Origin of the sequence: Bacillus cereus group sp. BfR-BA-01379, assembly GCF_022663605.1 — a bacterium.
Classification (GTDB): domain Bacteria; phylum Bacillota; class Bacilli; order Bacillales; family Bacillaceae_G; genus Bacillus_A; species Bacillus_A mobilis.
The window spans coordinates 1-17,591 of sequence record NZ_JAKUFT010000091.1 but is presented as its reverse complement, the minus strand read 5'-3'; the positions used below and the strand labels follow the sequence as shown (position 1 = coordinate 17,591).

The following is a 17,591-nucleotide window of genomic DNA, read 5'->3' as shown; positions in this document are numbered from 1 at the left end:
AGCGCCCAGAAGGTATTGAAGCAGGTACATTGAAATTAGCAGGAACAGACGAAGAGACAATCTTTGGTCTTGCTGATGAGTTGTTATCAGATAAAGCAGCTCATGATAAGATGTCGAAAGCATCTAATCCTTACGGCGATGGCCGTGCATCAGAGCGTATTGTAGAAGCAATTTTACAACACTTTAATAAGTAAATAAAAAAGAGCCAAATCGCATAAGATTTGGCTCTTTTTGTTATTGCTGATTTCTCATAATCCACTCTGCATGGGCATTCGTAGAAGGAGGGGGCTCAGTTGGTGTTTTGTTCTGATTCTGATTTGTTTCTTTCTTTGCTTTTTCGTCAGAGTTAGAATTTGAAGAAGGATTTGATTCGGTTTTTGTAGTTGGATTTTCTTGAGTGTTTGCTGTTTCTCCTAATTCTCTTTTTATCTCGTTACGTACTGTCTCTACACCGATTGGATCTGGAAGGAAGTAATAAATACCACCTATTTTTTTGTCTTCTCCTTCAAGTTTGAACGTTTGCATTGTAGAAGGGTCAAACCCAGATAACTTATTGTAAAGTGCAAGTCCGTCAGAAATAGGAATGTCAGTTTTTATATATTTTCCAACGACTGCCGTTAAATCTTTAATTTTAAATACGGTAGAGGCTGAATTTAGTTTTTGAGCAACAGCGGCTAGTAATTGTCTTTGTCTAGCGGCCCGACCATAATCGCCGTTTGGATCTTGCTTTCGCATACGTACGTATGCGAGTGCTTCTTCCCCATTTAAGTCTTGTTGTCCTTGTTTAAATTCGATTTTTTTGTAGTAATCTACGTCCGAACGCTCCCAAAAATCGAATGGGACATCAACGGTAACACCGCCAACAGCATCAACAATACCTTTAAAGCCTTGGAAATCAATTTTAATATAATGGTCTACAGGGACTTTTAGAAAACCTTCGACAGTTTTGATTGCCATTTCTTCTCCGCCGTAAGCATGCGCAGCGTTAATTTTGTCTTCTTTGTTCTTCCCAACAATTGGAACACGACTATCACGAGGGATACTCATAAGCGAAATCTTTTTTGTTTTAGGATTGACTGTCGCAAACATTAATGAATCTGTACGACCGTTTTGACCGTCCGTTGCATAATCTTCTATACCCATAATGAGGAGTGTAAAAGGCTCCTTTGTAATTTCTACATCTTCGGTTCTCAAGTCCGATTTTTGACGAGTAAAACCACTATACATCCCCATGAGAGAAGAGTAGGAATTTAATATATAAAGTCCTACACCACCAAATAAAAATACGAAAATAAGGAAGTAGAAAAACTTTCTTCTTCGTTTCTTTTTTATTCTGCTATTTTGGAGATGATAATAACGTTCTTCCATATATAATCTCCTTAGTTCATTTGTAGGAAAGTAATTCACTACATTAATCTTTAAAGATGAGGATGTAGGTATTCTTAGATAACATCTTGTTCTAAGTACAACATATCTCCTTCTGTAATTGTACATTTCCCATTTGTTAATTCAATCATCCAATCTGTGAATGCTTGTTTTCCGTCTTCTTCTACATACGTATCAAATGTGACATTTTCGAGATAATGTATATCTTTAATGGCATATTTCGAATTACGTAATTCATTTTCAATTTTGCCAAGTAATGTGTAATCAATTTCGGTCTGCATAACACGCATTAGTTTTCGCTGTACGATACCAACATGATTAATACCCTCACTTGTACATTTTCCATATGCGCGAATTAATCCACCTGCGCCAAGTTTGATACCACCAAAATAGCGTGTAACGACAACGACAGTATCTTTTAAACTGCGTTTTTTAAGTACCTCTAACATAGGTACGCCAGCTGTACCGCTAGGTTCTCCATCATCATTTGCTTTTTGGATTTGATCTTGCTCACCAATCAAATACGCAGAACAATTATGTGTGGCATTCCAATTTTGTTTTTTTATTTTTTGTATAAATTCTTGAGCTTCTTCTTCGGTTGTAGCTCTGCTAACATAACAAATAAATCTTGATTTTTGAATGACAATTTCGTGCTCACCGTAGTCTTTTATTGTTAAATATTGTAATAACACTCGTATACGCCCCTATCTCCCAAAATGACTAGTACTTTACATTTTAAAAGCGAGCGTTTTTATATTCAAACATTTTTTATAAATAAGTTGAAATTTTTGGTGAGTATTTCCTCTTTTTGTTGTAATTTGTCGAGATGGTAATTATAATTTCAAATCGGCATTTTCATGTATGGATGCACCATTTTTAGTTTTCGTGTAAACTTAGGGAATAAAAACTTTTTTATAAGGCAGGTACGCAAATGAAAACAGCTATTGTTACTGATAGTACAGCATATATACCGAAGCATATTCGTGATGAACTCAATATATATATGATTCCATTAAACGTTGTGTTTGGAACGGAATCTTATCAAGAAGAAGCTGAAATTTCAGTAGATGATTTCTATGTAAAAGTACGTGAGCAAGAAGAGCTTCCGAAAACTTCTCAGCCAGCAATTGGAAAGTTTGTTGAGTTGTTTGAAGAACTATCAAAGGATTATGATGCGGTTATTAGCATTCATCTTTCAAGTGGGATTAGTGGTACATATCAAACAGCAACGACAGCTGGGCAAATGGTAGAGGGTATTGATGTATATACGTACGACTCTGAAATTAGTTGTGAAGTACAAGGTTTCTATGTACGTGAAGGGGCAAAATTAGCAAGCGAAGGAAAGGATCCGAAAGAGATCGTTGCCCGTTTTGATGAAATGAAGAAAACGATGGACGCTTATTTTGTAGTGGATGATTTACATCATTTACAACGTGGAGGACGATTAAATAGTGCGCAAGCCTTCATTGGTAGTTTGTTACAAGTGAAGCCCGTTTTATATTTTAGAGATAAAATCATTATTCCATTTGAAAAGATTCGTACACGTAAAAAAGCGTTAAAACGAATTGTTGAAATTTTTGATGAGCAAGCAAGTCAAGGTGTACCTATGGAAGCAGTTATCATTCATGCACAACGTGAAGAGGAAGCGAATGAATGGAAGGCAGAATTAGAAGCAAAATATCCTCATGTTACAATCCGCACAGGTTACTTCGGTGCTGTAATTGGTACGCATTTAGGTGAAGGTGCACTAGGTCTTGGATGGTATACGAAGTAATAAGATATAAAAAGCTCTCTTTTTGAAGAGGGTTTTTTTACGGATATTTTACGTGTAGTTGACAAGTTAATATTTGGAAATGGTAAAATGTACGTAAAATAAAATAACGAGGAAAGTTTTATAACTTACTTTTTACAAGAAACTATATTATAATGGAAGAGAGGTGAAACATATGGAGCATAATTCTTGTTTATGTCCAAAGTTTGAGTCAGCTTTTACTTTGCTTAGTAAAAAATGGACTGGCTTAATTATTAAATCTTTGCTTGAAGAGTCAAAACGTTTTAGAGAAATCGCAGATATTATACCAAATATGAGCGATCGTATGTTGTCAGAGCGTTTAAAGGAATTGGAAAGCGAAGGCATTGTAGTTCGTAATGTTTATCCAGAAGTACCAGTTCGAATCGAGTACGGTTTAACTGAAAAAGGGAAAGCGTTAGAAAGTGTTATGGATGAAGTCCAAAATTGGGCTGAGAAATGGATGAAATAACTCTTTGATTTCATTCGTATTAGTGTATGTAACAAAACGTAAGGGAAACCTTGCGTTTTTTCTTTGCTTATAAAAAGCCTTCAAAATTCTACACATATATACAAAAATATGCATATCTTGCGATAGAGTTACATATAATATTACATTTGTTTTACAATAGCGTAACATTAGCAAAAAAAATCCCGAATTATGGTATAAATTTTATAGGTTATATACGGAAAAAAGATAAAAGAAAGCGGTGTAAAAAATAAAATGAAAAAGCTAAAAATGGCATCTTGCGCATTAGTTGCAGGGTTAATGTTTTCAGGACTAACACCAAATGTATTTGCAGAAGATAAAATTGCTGACGTGAAATCACAAATTAATACACAAAATGACACTTTACATAAACAACAACAAGAACGTGATGAATTACAAAAACAAATGAACGATTTAAACAAAACAATTCAAGGTTTAGATAAGTCTGTTCAAGAGAATTCTTCAAAACTTGATGAAACAACGAAAAAAGTTGCTGATACTGAGCAATTAATCGAAAATAAAAATAAAGATATTGCAGAACTACAAACGAAAATCGCAAAACGTGAAGAGTTATTAAGAAAACGTTTAGTTGCACTTCAAGAACAACCGAACACAAATGTTGTAACAGAAGTTCTTGTAAACTCTAAAAACGTTGCAGATTTAGTTGATCGTTTAGCTTCTGTTTCTAAAATTCTTGAGTCTGATGAAGATATCATGAAAACACAACAAGAAGATCAAGCGAACGTGAAAAAAGATGTTGAAACGGTAAAAACAAAGCAAAAGGAATTAAAAGAAGCACAAGCTCAAATTGAAACTGCTAAGAAAGAACTTGACGCTGAAAAAGCGAAAAAGGCAACAGCAGTAAATGATTTAAGCGGCAAAATGGATACGGTTGTAACTTCAATGACAAGTACGGAAGGTCAATTGAAAGATCTTGAAAAACAAGCACTGCAATTACAACGTATTGCTGAACAAGAAGCACAAGAAAAAGCGGCACAAGAAGCTGCTGCTCAAAAACAAGCAGAGCAAGCTGCTAAAGATGCGCAAGCTCAGCCAGCACAAGCGGCACCAGCTCAGCCAGCAGCACCAGCTCAAAAAGAAGCACCTAAAAAAGAAGAGCCTAAAAAAGAAGCACCTAAGCAAGAAAAGAAAAAAGAAGAGCCAGCACCAGGTCCAACTCCGGCTCCTGGCGTAATTGGTAAAGCGCAACAATACTTAGGTATGCCATATGTTTGGGGAAGTGCATCTCCATCAAACGGTGGTTTTGATTGTAGTGGATTCATTTCTTACATCTTCGGTGTAGGACGTCAAGACGTTAATGGTTACTGGAATTCAGTTTCTAAAGTAAGTAGCCCACAACCTGGAGATTTAGTATTCTTCCAAGGTACTTATAAAGCAGGTCCATCTCACATCGGTATTTACGTTGGTAATGACCAAATGATTCATGCTGGTGATAAAGGGATTGCATACTCTAGCTTAAGCAGTAGCTATAACCAAAAACATTTCTTAGGATACGGTCGATTCTAGGATTTATAAACGAATAAAACATGTGTATAAAGTCGATAGCTTACTATTTTATAAGTAGGTTATCGGCTTTTTTGAGTTTTTACGAGATCATGAGAAAGGTTTATAGTAGTGCTGGAGGTGGTTGCTGATGCTCGCTGGAAAACAGTTGCTATTAGAAGAACTCTCTTCTGATTTACGGGATACATTACATGATTTGAAAAAGAAGAGGGAGGTCGTATGTGTACAAGGCGTAACAAAAAAGGCTTCTAAATATATATGTCAGCGCTGCGGTAATATAGAGCAACGACTATTTGCATCATTTTCGTGTAAAAGGTGCAGTAAAGTGTGCGCGTATTGCCGGAAGTGTATAACGATGGGGAGAGTTAGTGAATGTGCTGTACTCGTTCGTGGGATCGCTGAAAGAAAAGATGAAAAAAGTTTAAATTCGTTACAGTGGAACGGGAATTTGTCTGCTGGTCAGGAGTTGGCCGCGAAAGGTGTTATAGAAGCTATTAAGCAGAAAGAATCTTTTTTTATTTGGGCTGTATGCGGGGCTGGAAAAACAGAAATGTTATTTTACGGTATTGCAGAGGCACTTCAAAAAGGAGAAAGAGTTTGTATCGCAACGCCAAGAACAGACGTTGTACTGGAATTAGCACCGAGATTACAAGAAGCGTTTCCTAGTATAAATGTAGCTGCTTTATACGGAGGGAGTGTAGATCGTGAAAAAGATGCAGCGTTAGTCGTTGCAACGACGCATCAACTGTTACGTTACTATAGAGCGTTTCATGTCATGATTGTAGATGAGATTGATGCCTTCCCGTATCATGCGGATGAAATGTTACAGTATGCAGTACAACAAGCGATGAAAGAGAAAGCGGCGCGTATTTATTTAACTGCAACTCCAGATGAAAAGTGGAAGCATAATTTCAGAAGGGGCAAACAAAAAGGTGTCATTGTCTCTGGACGGTATCACCGGCATCCGTTGCCAGTTCCTCTATTTTGCTGGTGCGGAAGTTGGAAGAAAAGTCTCCATCATAAAGGAGTTCCTCGAGTGTTACTACAATGGTTAAAAATGTACGTAAGCAAAAACTATCCCATTTTTTTATTTGTTCCCCATGTGCGATATATAGAAGAAATGAGCCTGTTATTGAAATCGTTGGATAATAGAATTGAAGGTGTACATGCAGAAGATCCGATGAGAAAGGAAAAGGTAGCAGCTTTCAGAAAGGGAGAAATTCCATTATTAGTTACAACGACGATTTTAGAGAGAGGAGTAACTGTGAAGAACTTACAAGTAGCGGTGCTAGGGGCAGAAGAAGAAATCTTTTCAGAAAGTGCACTCGTACAAATTGCCGGCCGAGCAGGTCGTAGTTTTGAAGAACCTTATGGCGAGGTCGTTTATTTTCATTGTGGTAAAACAGAGGCGATGGTACGCGCGAAAAAACATATTCAAAGTATGAACAAAAGGGCAAAAGAACAAGGATTATTCGATTAATGCACTGTCTACTTTGCGATGAGTATATTTTGGAAACAGTTAGTTGGTACACCTTCTTTGTAAAGCCTCATAAAAAATATATATGTGATAGGTGTGAACGGAAACTTTCCTATATTATAGGAGAGATTTGCATGGAGTGTGGGCGACCTTTAGAGGACTTGCCTTCCGAATATAAAGAAAATGATATTTGTATGGATTGCGTAAGGTGGATAAATGAGGAGAAGTATCGTCCTTTTAAAAATCGTTCTTTGCACGTGTACGATGATGAGATGAAAGAAATAGTTGCACAGTTTAAGTTTCGGGGGGATGCGGAGTTAGTTCATATTTTTCATAGATCTTTTCGGGAGCTATTTCAAAAGCATTTTACGAGTGTTTCAAGTGTTATTGCTGTTCCGCTTAGTAGGGAACGAGAATATGAACGTGGTTTTAATCAGGCAGAGTTATTAGCAGCTTGTTTACCTGCCAAAATCTCTTATCCATCATTAAGAAGAAGAGAAACAGAAAAGCAAAGTAAGAAGAAACGTAAAGAAAGGCTTTCGGGAAGTAATCCTTTTTATTTTCAGGGAGAAGATATGTTTCATGGTCAACATATCTTACTCGTTGATGATGTATATACGACAGGAATTACAGTTAGACAAATTGGAAATCTTTTATACGATAGAGGAGCAAGCGAAGTTTCTAGTTTGACGCTATGTAGAAGTTGATCTGTAACTGTCGAAAGGGATAATAAAAAGACGATAAGTCTCCTTTGACTTCGTAAGTTGTCATTCGTTATAGTCAAAGTATGGGGCAAATGTCCTGATTTTTAGAGTGAAGGGAATGGAATGAACATGCAAGGAAGAGTGAAATGGTTCAATGCAGAAAAGGGATTTGGGTTTATTGAGCGTGAAGATGGTGATGATGTGTTTGTTCATTTTTCTGCTATTCAACAAGATGGATATAAGTCATTAGAAGAAGGGCAACAAGTTGAGTTTGATATTGTGGATGGAGCACGTGGACCACAAGCAGCTAATGTTGTAAAACTGTAGGGTTTTGTTTTTGGGAAGAGAAAGCTGCGTTTGTGGCAACGTTATATATATGTGGTAGAACCCCTTGTTTTTGCAAGGGGTTTTTGTTATAAATCAAGTTGTCAAAAAGTTGTTTCTTTTCTGTAACGAATTGTCCACAGTTATATTCGTTATTCACGATGTTAATAGGATAAAATAAAGATAGAAACGATGCATCTTTTCATTTCAACAAAAAACGATAAAAAAATCGCAATTCCACTAATTTTTTTAAAAAGTTAGAAGGAGTTTTTAAGCCAGTGTCGAAATTATAGTACATAGGCTTGAAAGGAGGAATTCATCTATGAAATTCAACATTCGTGGTGAAAATATTGAAGTAACTCCAGCATTAAAGGAATATGTAGAGAAAAAACTAAGTAAGTTAGAGCGTTATTTTGATACATTCCCAGAGGTTAAAGTTAATTTAAAGGTATACTCTGACAAGCAACGTGTCGAGGTAACAATTCCATTTACTGATTTATTACTTCGTGCAGAAGAAACTAATAGCGATATGTACGCTGCTATCGATTTAGTAGTTGATAAACTTGAGCGACAAATTCGTAAACATAAAACAAAGGTAAATCGTAAGTTACGTGAGAAAGGTTCTGTGAAAACGAACTTTATCCTTCCAGAAGCAGTAGCTGTTTTGGATGAGGTAGAAGAGGATGAACTAGAACTTGTACGTACAAAACGATTCGATTTAAAACCGATGGACGTTGAAGAAGCGATCCTACAAATGGATATGCTAGGACATAATTTCTTCGTCTTCACAAATGCTGATACAAATGAAACTAATGTTGTATACGGCCGTAAAGATGGGAAATATGGTGTAATCGAAACTAAATAATAATTCAAAAGCGCAGCCGAAATGGCTGCGCTTTTTTTGCTGGAAATAGATTTTTTAAAAAAGTTTTCTTAATTTAGAACGAGACATTCGGCCGATTGTTGTCATAGTTATAAGACAAGTGTTACAATTATCATTAGGTATATACATTTTAGTTTTTTTAATTAGGAGAAAAATTGGCATAACATACATTTGATTTTTATAACGACTGATTGTAATAGAGAAAAAGAAAAAACAATCGGGAGTTTTATTTTAATAAAAAGAGGAGCGTATTTCCTATGATCGGTATTTTAAAAAAGGTGTTTGATGTAAATCAACGTCAAATTAAACGTATGCAGAAGACAGTTGAGCAAATTGATGCATTAGAGTCATCTATTAAGCCATTAACTGATGAACAATTAAAAGGGAAGACGCTTGAATTTAAAGAACGTCTAACAAAAGGTGAGACAGTAGATGATTTACTACCTGAAGCTTTTGCGGTTGTTCGTGAAGCTGCGACTCGTGTTCTTGGAATGCGTCCGTATGGCGTACAGTTAATGGGTGGTATTGCCTTACATGAAGGGAACATCTCTGAGATGAAAACGGGTGAAGGTAAAACGTTAACATCTACATTACCTGTATATTTAAATGCTTTAACAGGAAAAGGTGTTCACGTTGTTACAGTCAATGAATACTTAGCACAACGTGATGCGAGCGAAATGGGACAACTTCATGAGTTCCTTGGCTTAACAGTAGGAATTAACTTAAACAGTATGTCACGCGAAGAAAAACAAGAGGCTTATGCTGCTGATATTACGTATAGCACAAATAATGAGCTTGGATTCGATTACTTACGTGACAACATGGTTTTATATAGAGAACAGTGCGTTCAGCGTCCACTTCATTTTGCTATTATCGATGAAGTCGATTCTATCTTAGTTGATGAAGCACGTACGCCACTTATTATTTCAGGACAAGCGCAAAAATCAACAGAGCTATATATGTTTGCAAATGCATTCGTTCGTACATTAGAAAATGAAAAAGAATATTCATTTGATGTGAAGACGAAAAATGTAATGTTAACAGAAGATGGTATTACGAAAGCGGAGAAAGCTTTCCATATTGAAAACTTATTCGATTTAAAACATGTAGCACTTCTTCATCATATTAATCAGGCACTTCGTGCGCACGTTGTTATGCACCTTGATACAGATTATGTTGTACAAGAAGGCGAAATCGTAATTGTAGATCAATTCACTGGTCGTCTTATGAAAGGTCGTCGCTATAGCGAAGGTTTGCACCAAGCTATTGAAGCAAAAGAAGGCGTAGAAATTCAAAATGAAAGTATGACGCTTGCGACAATTACGTTCCAGAACTACTTCCGTATGTACGAAAAGTTATCTGGTATGACTGGTACAGCGAAAACAGAGGAAGAGGAATTCCGCAACATTTACAATATGAATGTTATCGTAATTCCAACGAACAAAGATATTATTCGTGATGACCGTGCTGATTTAATCTTCAAATCAATGGAAGGTAAATTTAATGCTGTTGTTGAGGATATTGTAAATCGTCATAAACAAGGACAACCTGTTCTTGTCGGTACAGTTGCAATTGAAACGTCAGAGCTTATTTCAAAAATGTTAACACGTAAAGGTGTACGTCATAACATCTTAAACGCGAAAAACCATGCGCGTGAAGCAGATATCATTGCAGAAGCTGGTATGAAAGGTGCTGTAACCATTGCGACGAATATGGCTGGTCGTGGTACGGATATTAAGCTTGGAGACGATATTAAAAATGTTGGTCTAGCAGTTATCGGTACAGAGCGTCACGAAAGCCGTCGTATTGATAATCAGTTACGTGGTCGTGCTGGTCGTCAAGGGGACCCTGGTGTAACGCAGTTCTACTTGTCTATGGAAGATGAACTAATGCGCCGCTTCGGTTCTGACAATATGAAAGCGATGATGGATCGTCTTGGTATGGATGATTCACAGCCGATTGAAAGTAAAATGGTTTCTCGTGCGGTAGAATCTGCACAAAAACGTGTAGAAGGAAATAACTATGATGCACGTAAGCAGTTACTGCAGTATGATGATGTACTTCGTCAGCAACGTGAAGTTATTTACAAACAGCGTCAAGAAGTAATGGATTCTGAGAACTTACGCAGTATTATTGAAGGTATGATGAAATCTACAGTAGAACGTGCTGTTGCGCTTCATACTCAAGAGGAAATTGAAGAAGATTGGAACATTAAAGGTCTTGTTGACTACTTAAATACAAACCTTCTGCAAGAAGGAGATATAAAAGAAGAAGAGTTACGTCGTCTTGCTCCAGAGGAAATGAGCGAGCCAATTATCGCGAAATTAATAGAGCGTTACAACGACAAAGAAAAGCTTCTGCCAGAAGAGCAAATGCGTGAGTTCGAAAAAGTTGTTGTATTCCGTGTAGTAGATACGAAGTGGACAGAGCATATTGATGCGATGGATCACCTTCGTGAAGGTATTCATTTACGTGCTTACGGTCAAATTGATCCACTTCGTGAGTATCAAATGGAAGGATTCGCAATGTTCGAATCGATGATTGCTTCTATTGAAGAGGAAATTTCTCGTTACATTATGAAGGCTGAAATTGAACAAAACTTAGAGCGTCAAGAAGTTGTTCAAGGTGAAGCTGTTCATCCATCTAGTGATGGGGAAGAGGCGAAGAAAAAACCAGTTGTAAAAGGTGACCAAGTAGGCCGCAACGATGTATGTAAATGTGGTAGCGGTAAAAAATATAAAAACTGCTGTGGTATCGGGAAGTAATACAGGGTGATAGTCCAGATTACTTTGCAAACTTTTACATCAAAAATGTATCATTAAGAAAGATTAAACTCTCTCCGTCATAAGTGGAGAGAGTTTCCCTTGTTTTCATACGAAAGTAACAGCAATTACATAGAGGTGAAGGAAATGGAATTAGTAGAAATTAGACAAGAATTAGAGAAAATGGCTAAGAGATTAGCGGCTTTTAGGGGGTCTCTTTGACCTTCCTACTAAGGAAAAACAAATTGCAGAATTAGAAGAGACAATGATGGGTGCTGGATTTTGGGATGACCAACAAGGCGCACAAGCTGTAATTAACGAAGCTAATGCACTGAAAGAGATGGTTGGAAAGTTCCGTCAGTTAGATGAGACATTCGAAAATTTAGAAATCACGCATGAGCTTTTAAAAGAAGAGTATGATGAAGATTTACATGAGGAGCTTGAATCAGAAGTGAAAGGCTTAATTCAAGAAATGAATGAGTATGAGCTTCAGTTACTACTAAGCGATTCTTATGATAAAAATAACGCTATTTTAGAATTACACCCAGGTGCTGGTGGAACAGAGTCACAAGACTGGGGTTCTATGCTACTACGTATGTACACACGTTGGGCTGAAAAACGTGGATTTAAAGTAGAAACGGTTGACTACTTACCAGGTGATGAAGCTGGTATTAAGAGTGTTACTTTATTAATTAAAGGTCATAACGCTTACGGTTACTTGAAAGCAGAGAAAGGTGTACATCGTCTTGTGCGTATTTCACCATTCGATTCTTCAGGCCGTCGTCATACATCGTTCGTATCTTGTGAAGTTGTACCTGAGTTCAATGATGAAGTTGAAATCGAAATACGTTCAGAGGACTTAAAAATTGATACGTACCGTGCAAGTGGTGCAGGTGGACAGCATATTAATACGACAGACTCAGCAGTTCGTATTACACATACACCTACAAACACAGTTGTAACATGTCAGTCAGAGCGTTCACAGATTAAAAACCGTGAGCACGCGATGAAAATGTTAAAAGCGAAATTATACCAAAAGAAATTAGAAGAGCAACAAGCAGAATTAGATGAAATTCGCGGTGAACAAAAAGAAATCGGATGGGGTAGCCAAATTCGTTCTTACGTATTCCACCCGTATTCTCTTGTAAAAGACCACCGTACGAATACAGAGGTTGGTAACGTGCAAGCAGTTATGGATGGAGAAATTGATCCATTTATTGATGCTTACTTACGTTCTCGCATCTAATAAAGTGAAACTTTAATCAGTGGGGGGCATCCCCACTGATTATCAGCCCTCACCAATCGGGCTTTTACGGGCAGTTGATTCCGCACCTAACTTCTTTGCTTTCGCTGAATTTTGAGTTGGGGATCTTACTGCCCGTTAATGCGGGTTAAACGAAAAAAAGCCAACAGAGTTGTCGGCGTATGCTGAGGGTAATCGAGGATATAAAGAATTTGATTTTATTTCTATAAATGAAGTAAAGAGGAAGAGAAGTTGGAAACGACAACTTCTCTTTTTGATGGGATTATATGTAGCATATAATGTTGTATATTGTTTTGTAAAAAGAAGAGAATAGTAAAACAGAGTGGCAATAGAGTAAGACTTTAACAGAACTTTTCTGATTTTCTGTTCAAAAAGAATTCTTTATAGAAGTTTTTACGTTGTTCACAGAATTGAAACAACTTATGAAAGCTTTATATTATCAGGGTTCTTACTGTATTTTTGAAGAATATGAAATATACCTTAGTTTTTCTATATAAAGATAATGCTTATAATGAAAATGAGTGTGTTAGGAATGAAAAGAATATCAACAATGGGGAGCGATAGAAGTGAAAAAGAAATTGTTGGCTATTGCGCTAGGAACATCAGTTGTTTTTGCTTTAGGAGCATGTGGAAATAAAGAAGAGAGTAAGCCTTCGAAACAATCTGCAAGCACGGATAGCGCAGAGCAAATTTACCAAAAAAGTTGTATAGGCTGTCATGCGAAAGATTTATCGGGAGCAACTGGACCAGATTTACGAAAAGTGGGACAGAAATATGATGCGGCAGAGATTGAAAAGATTATTGAAAAAGGTCGAGGTTCCATGTCGCCAGGAATTATTCAAGGTGAGGATGCGAAAAAAGTAGCTGAGTGGTTAGCTGAACATAAATAAAAAGGGTAAACTGGACGAGTTGATTGCATAATCTTATCCCAAAATGATTTTGGATAAGAATTATGACAGCTCGTTTCCTTTTTTTGGAGTGTAACATAACTGTAACAAAATTGTATCCGAACTGGAAACCGTTTGATGTTACAATGGGGTTTGTAGAATTTTGCTGAAATATATTACATAGAGTAGCGCTGCTAATAAAAAGCATGAATGGGAGCTACCTTCAACAAGAGTGGTTAAGTGAGAATAAAGTTTTTTATTTTCAAATGTACAGAAAAGTATTTCTAAAAAAATCATTAAGTATTGGGTGATAAATAATGATAAAAATGACGAATGTTTATAAGGAGTACCCGAATGGTATGAAAGCCATTGCTGGTCTCACAGTTAACATTAAACAAGGTGAGTTTGTATACGTAGTTGGACCGAGTGGAGCCGGGAAATCTACATTTATTAAAATGATGTATCGTGAAGAGAAGCCGTCTACAGGATCGATTAATGTAAATGGACTTGTTATTGAAACATTAGCAGAAAGAGATGTTCCATATTTCCGTCGACAATTAGGCGTAATTTTCCAAGATTTTAAATTGTTACCTAAGTTAACGGTATATGAGAATGTTGCGTTTGCCCTAGAGGTAATTGAAGAAGAAAAAGAAGCTATTCGCGAGCGTGTAACAGAAGTTTTAGGTCTTGTAGGTCTTGAAGATCGTGCAGACGCACTTCCAAGTGAACTTTCAGGCGGAGAGCAACAACGTGTTGCGATTGCGAGAGCAATTGTTAATAGACCAAAGGTTGTAATTGCCGATGAGCCAACAGGTAACTTAGATATTGAAACAGCTCTTGATATTATGAAGATTTTCACACGCATCAATGAACGCGGTACAACGATCGTTATGGCGACACATAACGCAGATATCGTAAATACAATCCGTCATCGTGTAATCGCGATTGAAGGCGGAAAAATTGTTCGAGATGAGATTGAGGGAGGATACGGATATGAAGGCTAAGACCCTTAGTCGACATTTGCGAGAAGGTGTAAAGAATCTATCACGTAACGGATGGATGACGTTTGCTTCTGTTAGTGCAGTAACAGTTACATTATTACTTGTAGGTGTCTTTTTAACAGCGATTATGAATATGAACCATTTTGCGACGAAAGTAGAGCAAGATGTAGAGATTCGTGTACACATTGATCCAGCAGCAAAAGAAGCTGATCAAAAGAAATTAGAAGATGATATGAGTAAGGTTGCAAAAGTAGACTCTATTAAATATTCTTCTAAAGAAGAAGAGCTAAAACGCTTAATTAAAAGCTTAGGTGATAGCGGAAAAACGTTTGAGTTATTTGAACAAGATAACCCACTTAAAAACGTATTCATTGTAAAAGCAAAAGAGCCAACAGATACAGCGACAATCGCGAAAAAGATTGAGAAAATGCAGTTTGTAAGTAATGTTCAATATGGTAAAGGGCAAGTTGAAAAATTATTTGATACTGTAAAAACAGGACGTAATATTGGGATTGCGTTAATTGCAGGTCTTTTATTCACAGCGATGTTCTTAATCTCTAATACAATTAAAATTACAATTTATGCTCGTAGTACAGAAATCGAAATTATGAAGCTGGTAGGTGCAACAAACTGGTTTATTCGTTGGCCGTTCTTATTAGAGGGATTATTCCTAGGAGTATTAGGATCAATTATTCCAATTGGCCTAATTCTAGTTACGTATAATTCACTACAAAGTGTGTTTAATGAAAAACTTGGCGGAACAATTTTCGAACTTCTACCATACAGTCCTTTCGTATTCCAATTAGCAGGTTTATTAGTGTTAATCGGGGCTTTAATCGGTATGTGGGGAAGTGTAATGTCAATTCGTCGCTTCTTAAAAGTATAAAAAGTTGCAAACATAATTCGTACAAGCTTATCATATAGTAGAAATAGGTAAAGGCATCACACACTGTGTGATGCCTTTTGCTACACCACCTGTGTGTTTTGGAAAGGGGAATTCCGCATTGAAACGTAGAGTTGCAATTATTGGAATGGTTGTTGCATTTTTAATTGGTGCTGGCGGAATGTTTGCAGGTATGTCTTTATTTGGGGTTAACCCAGCAGAAGTAACGCAAACAATTTCGAGTGGAAACGCTAGCACCGCGCAAGGGAATTTGGCAAAAATTAATGAGGCGTATGCACTAATTGATTCACGTTATGTGGAAGACGTGAAGGATGACAAGTTAGTCGAAGGTGCAATACAAGGCATGTTGTCTACGCTGAAGGACCCTTATTCCACGTATATGGATAAAGAAACGGCTAAACAGTTTAGTGAATCACTTGATCCTGAGTTAGAGGGGATTGGGGCTGAGGTGAACAAAACAGACGGTAAGCTTATTATCGTATCTCCAATTAAAGGCTCACCAGCAGAAAAGATTGGAATTAAACCGAATGACCAAATTTTATCTGTAGATGGAAATAGTGTGAAAGATTTATCACGTGAAGAAGCGGTATTAAAGATTCGTGGTAAAAAAGGAACGACTGTCGCAATTGAAATTAAGCGTGCAGGAGTAGCTGATCCGATTGTATTTAAAATTAAACGTGAAAAAATTCCAATCTTCACAGTGTTTAGTTCTGTGAAACAAGAGAGTGGAAAAGATATCGGTTATATGCAAATCACTTCTTTTGCTGAAAATACGGCGAAAGAATTTAAGGATCAGTTAAAAGAGTTAGAGAAGAAAAATATCAAAGGCTTAGTTATTGACGTGCGTGGTAATCCTGGTGGCTACTTAAATAGTGTAGAAGAGATACTAGGGGAAATAATGACGGATAAAAAGCCGATGCTACAAGTAGAGCAACGAAATGGTGAGAAAAAGAAATTCTCTACGGAACTGAAGGAGAAAAAGCCATATCCAATTTCAGTATTAATTGATAACGGAAGTGCTTCTGCTTCAGAGATTTTAGCGGGTGCGCTAAAAGAGGGAGAAGGATACGATTTAATTGGTGAAAAAACGTTTGGTAAAGGTACCGTGCAGCAAGCCGTTCCATTTAAAGATGGCAGCAACATTAAATTAACGATGTTTAAATGGTTAACACCGGATGGAAACTGGATTCATAAAAAAGGAATCGCGCCTACAGTAGAAGTGAAGCAACCAGATTATTATCATGCGACACCAATTCAAATTGAAAAAACACTTTCATACAATTCAAATGATGTGCAAGTAAAGCACGCACAAGAAATGCTTAAGAGCCTAGGATATGTACCGGGGCGTGAAGATGGATACTTTAGTAAAGAGACAGAATCAGCGCTGAAAGCATTCCAAAATGCGAATGAGATGGAAGCGACAGGGCAGCTGGATAAAAAGACAGCTGAGGCGATTCAAACGAAAATTATTGAAAAAATCCGTTCTGGAGAAAATGATTTACAATTACAGTCCGCATTAAAATTAATAGCGAAATAAAAAATACAGGCAGTTTGCTGCCTGTATTTTTTTGTGTTAAACAAACGTTTGTCCAGTTATGATAATATAAAAAGAAAGAATGATATAAATGGTGGTGAATGGGTTCGTGGAGGCATGGATTTTTGAAATAATGCGGGCAGTTGGACGTTTTTTCTTACACCCTGCTGTCTATGTATTTTTAATAAGTAGTATCTTCGTTGGATACTTACGTATGTTACGAGAACGAAAGGATTTCTCCTTTAAAGTTTATGATATTTGGTTTGAACTGCGAACATCTCTATTTGCGGGAGTTGGATACGGATTAATCGTATCTATTATTACAATTGGACTTGGCCTTGTCGTTTCTAAAGCGAGCTTATGGGTCATCTTACTTTGGACGTTATTATTTGGATTAACTGCTATGTATCGATATTTATCAGCAGCTTATACGCTTAGTATCGCGATTGTATGTGTTCTATTATCTTCTAAGCTACCAGTTTCCTTCTTACAGCTTGGAGAGGGGGAAGAGAGTACAATCGTATCCCTTACTATTTTACTAGGCGTCATGCTCGTTGTAGAGGGCTTGTTGATTTCTAAAAATGCAGTAGGATATTCGACACCGAAGATTAGGAAGGGGAAGCGTGGGTTAAAGATTGGTTTACACGAATCAAAGCGTTTAT

Annotated in this window: 16 protein-coding genes and 1 pseudogene; 15 read left to right on the top strand and 2 right to left on the bottom strand. The window is 36.9% G+C overall.

Annotated elements, in window-relative coordinates; translation table 11 throughout:
* Positions 1-194, top strand: a 194-nt coding sequence (locus MR113_RS24000) for a UDP-N-acetylglucosamine 2-epimerase (protein WP_242257120.1), incomplete at its 5' end; no start/stop codon positions are given.
* A gap of 40 nt (positions 195-234) precedes the next feature.
* Here the strand turns inward: MR113_RS24000 and MR113_RS23995 are convergent.
* The gene (locus MR113_RS23995; RefSeq protein WP_242257119.1) at positions 235-1,368 is read right to left on the bottom strand and encodes an LCP family protein; all 1,134 of its coding nucleotides are present in this window, start codon (positions 1,366-1,368) and stop codon (positions 235-237) included.
* Between the two features lie 74 nt (positions 1,369-1,442).
* Complete coding sequence (locus MR113_RS23990; protein ID WP_242257118.1) at positions 1,443-2,078, bottom strand: YigZ family protein; 636 nt, start codon at positions 2,076-2,078, stop codon at positions 1,443-1,445.
* A 239-nt stretch (positions 2,079-2,317) separates the two neighbouring features.
* On the opposite strand from MR113_RS23990, the gene MR113_RS23985 reads away from it, so the two are divergent.
* From MR113_RS23985 to MR113_RS23920, 14 genes and pseudogenes are all read left to right on the top strand, one after another.
* Complete coding sequence (locus MR113_RS23985; protein ID WP_000844775.1) at positions 2,318-3,160, top strand: DegV family protein; 843 nt, start codon at positions 2,318-2,320, stop codon at positions 3,158-3,160.
* 172 nt (positions 3,161-3,332) lie between these two features.
* Positions 3,333-3,647, top strand: coding sequence for a winged helix-turn-helix transcriptional regulator (locus MR113_RS23980; RefSeq protein WP_000400858.1), 315 nt, complete (start codon positions 3,333-3,335; stop codon positions 3,645-3,647).
* Positions 3,648-3,899: 252 nt separating this feature from the next.
* A complete protein-coding gene (locus MR113_RS23975) occupies positions 3,900-5,192 on the top strand; it encodes a C40 family peptidase (protein ID WP_242257117.1) in 1,293 nt (430 codons plus the stop codon).
* 127 nt (positions 5,193-5,319) lie between these two features.
* Positions 5,320-6,669 (top strand): ATP-dependent helicase ComFA, encoded by a 1,350-nt coding sequence (gene comFA, locus MR113_RS23970; RefSeq protein ID WP_242257116.1) that lies wholly within the window; start codon positions 5,320-5,322, stop codon positions 6,667-6,669.
* Positions 6,669-7,373 (top strand): ComF family protein, encoded by a 705-nt coding sequence (locus tag MR113_RS23965; RefSeq protein WP_242257115.1) that lies wholly within the window; start codon positions 6,669-6,671, stop codon positions 7,371-7,373. The genes comFA and MR113_RS23965 overlap by 1 nt, the downstream gene beginning before the upstream one ends.
* Before the next feature lie 126 nt (positions 7,374-7,499).
* Complete coding sequence (gene cspC / locus MR113_RS23960; protein WP_001990088.1) at positions 7,500-7,697, top strand: cold shock protein CspC; 198 nt, start codon at positions 7,500-7,502, stop codon at positions 7,695-7,697.
* A gap of 319 nt (positions 7,698-8,016) precedes the next feature.
* Positions 8,017-8,559: a ribosome hibernation-promoting factor, HPF/YfiA family gene (gene hpf / locus MR113_RS23955; protein ID WP_242257114.1), complete on the top strand. Its 543-nt coding sequence runs from the start codon at positions 8,017-8,019 to the stop codon at positions 8,557-8,559.
* Positions 8,560-8,834: 275 nt separating this feature from the next.
* Entirely contained in the window at positions 8,835-11,342 is a 2,508-nt protein-coding gene (gene secA / locus MR113_RS23950) for a preprotein translocase subunit SecA (RefSeq protein ID WP_242257113.1), read from the top strand.
* Between the two features lie 144 nt (positions 11,343-11,486).
* Positions 11,487-12,585 (top strand): peptide chain release factor 2 gene (gene prfB / locus MR113_RS23945; protein WP_242257112.1). Its coding sequence is split into 2 segments (ribosomal slippage): positions 11,487-11,558 and positions 11,560-12,585, totalling 1,098 coding nucleotides; the frame shifts between segments, so codons are not numbered across the junction.
* Positions 12,586-13,169: 584 nt separating this feature from the next.
* Entirely contained in the window at positions 13,170-13,493 is a 324-nt protein-coding gene (cccB, locus tag MR113_RS23940; RefSeq protein ID WP_000727965.1) for a cytochrome c551, read from the top strand.
* Between the two features lie 314 nt (positions 13,494-13,807).
* The gene (gene ftsE / locus MR113_RS23935; protein WP_071724655.1) at positions 13,808-14,494 is read left to right on the top strand and encodes a cell division ATP-binding protein FtsE; all 687 of its coding nucleotides are present in this window, start codon (positions 13,808-13,810) and stop codon (positions 14,492-14,494) included.
* The gene (gene ftsX, locus MR113_RS23930) at positions 14,484-15,377 is read left to right on the top strand and encodes a permease-like cell division protein FtsX (protein WP_000645023.1); all 894 of its coding nucleotides are present in this window, start codon (positions 14,484-14,486) and stop codon (positions 15,375-15,377) included. The genes ftsE and ftsX overlap by 11 nt, the downstream gene beginning before the upstream one ends.
* 118 nt (positions 15,378-15,495) lie before the next feature.
* A complete protein-coding gene (locus MR113_RS23925; protein ID WP_080349976.1) occupies positions 15,496-16,932 on the top strand; it encodes a S41 family peptidase in 1,437 nt (478 codons plus the stop codon).
* Positions 16,933-17,020: 88 nt separating this feature from the next.
* Positions 17,021-17,591 (top strand): annotated as a pseudogene (locus MR113_RS23920) (PDZ domain-containing protein); the annotation flags it as partial.

What these genes read in the sequence shown, in the direction of transcription:
- MR113_RS23995 (WP_242257119.1), bottom strand. Translation starts at nt 1,368, where the DNA reads ATGGAAGAACGTTATTATCATCTCCAAAATAGCAGAATAAAAAAGAAA.
- MR113_RS23985 (WP_000844775.1), top strand. Translation starts at nt 2,318, where the DNA reads ATGAAAACAGCTATTGTTACTGATAGTACAGCATATATACCGAAGCAT.
- MR113_RS23980 (WP_000400858.1), top strand. Translation starts at nt 3,333, where the DNA reads ATGGAGCATAATTCTTGTTTATGTCCAAAGTTTGAGTCAGCTTTTACT.
- MR113_RS23975 (WP_242257117.1), top strand. Translation starts at nt 3,900, where the DNA reads ATGAAAAAGCTAAAAATGGCATCTTGCGCATTAGTTGCAGGGTTAATG.
- comFA (WP_242257116.1), top strand. Translation starts at nt 5,320, where the DNA reads ATGCTCGCTGGAAAACAGTTGCTATTAGAAGAACTCTCTTCTGATTTA.
- MR113_RS23965 (WP_242257115.1), top strand. Translation starts at nt 6,669, where the DNA reads ATGCACTGTCTACTTTGCGATGAGTATATTTTGGAAACAGTTAGTTGG.
- cspC (WP_001990088.1), top strand. Translation starts at nt 7,500, where the DNA reads ATGCAAGGAAGAGTGAAATGGTTCAATGCAGAAAAGGGATTTGGGTTT.
- hpf (WP_242257114.1), top strand. Translation starts at nt 8,017, where the DNA reads ATGAAATTCAACATTCGTGGTGAAAATATTGAAGTAACTCCAGCATTA.
- secA (WP_242257113.1), top strand. Translation starts at nt 8,835, where the DNA reads ATGATCGGTATTTTAAAAAAGGTGTTTGATGTAAATCAACGTCAAATT.
- ftsE (WP_071724655.1), top strand. Translation starts at nt 13,808, where the DNA reads ATGATAAAAATGACGAATGTTTATAAGGAGTACCCGAATGGTATGAAA.
- ftsX (WP_000645023.1), top strand. Translation starts at nt 14,484, where the DNA reads ATGAAGGCTAAGACCCTTAGTCGACATTTGCGAGAAGGTGTAAAGAAT.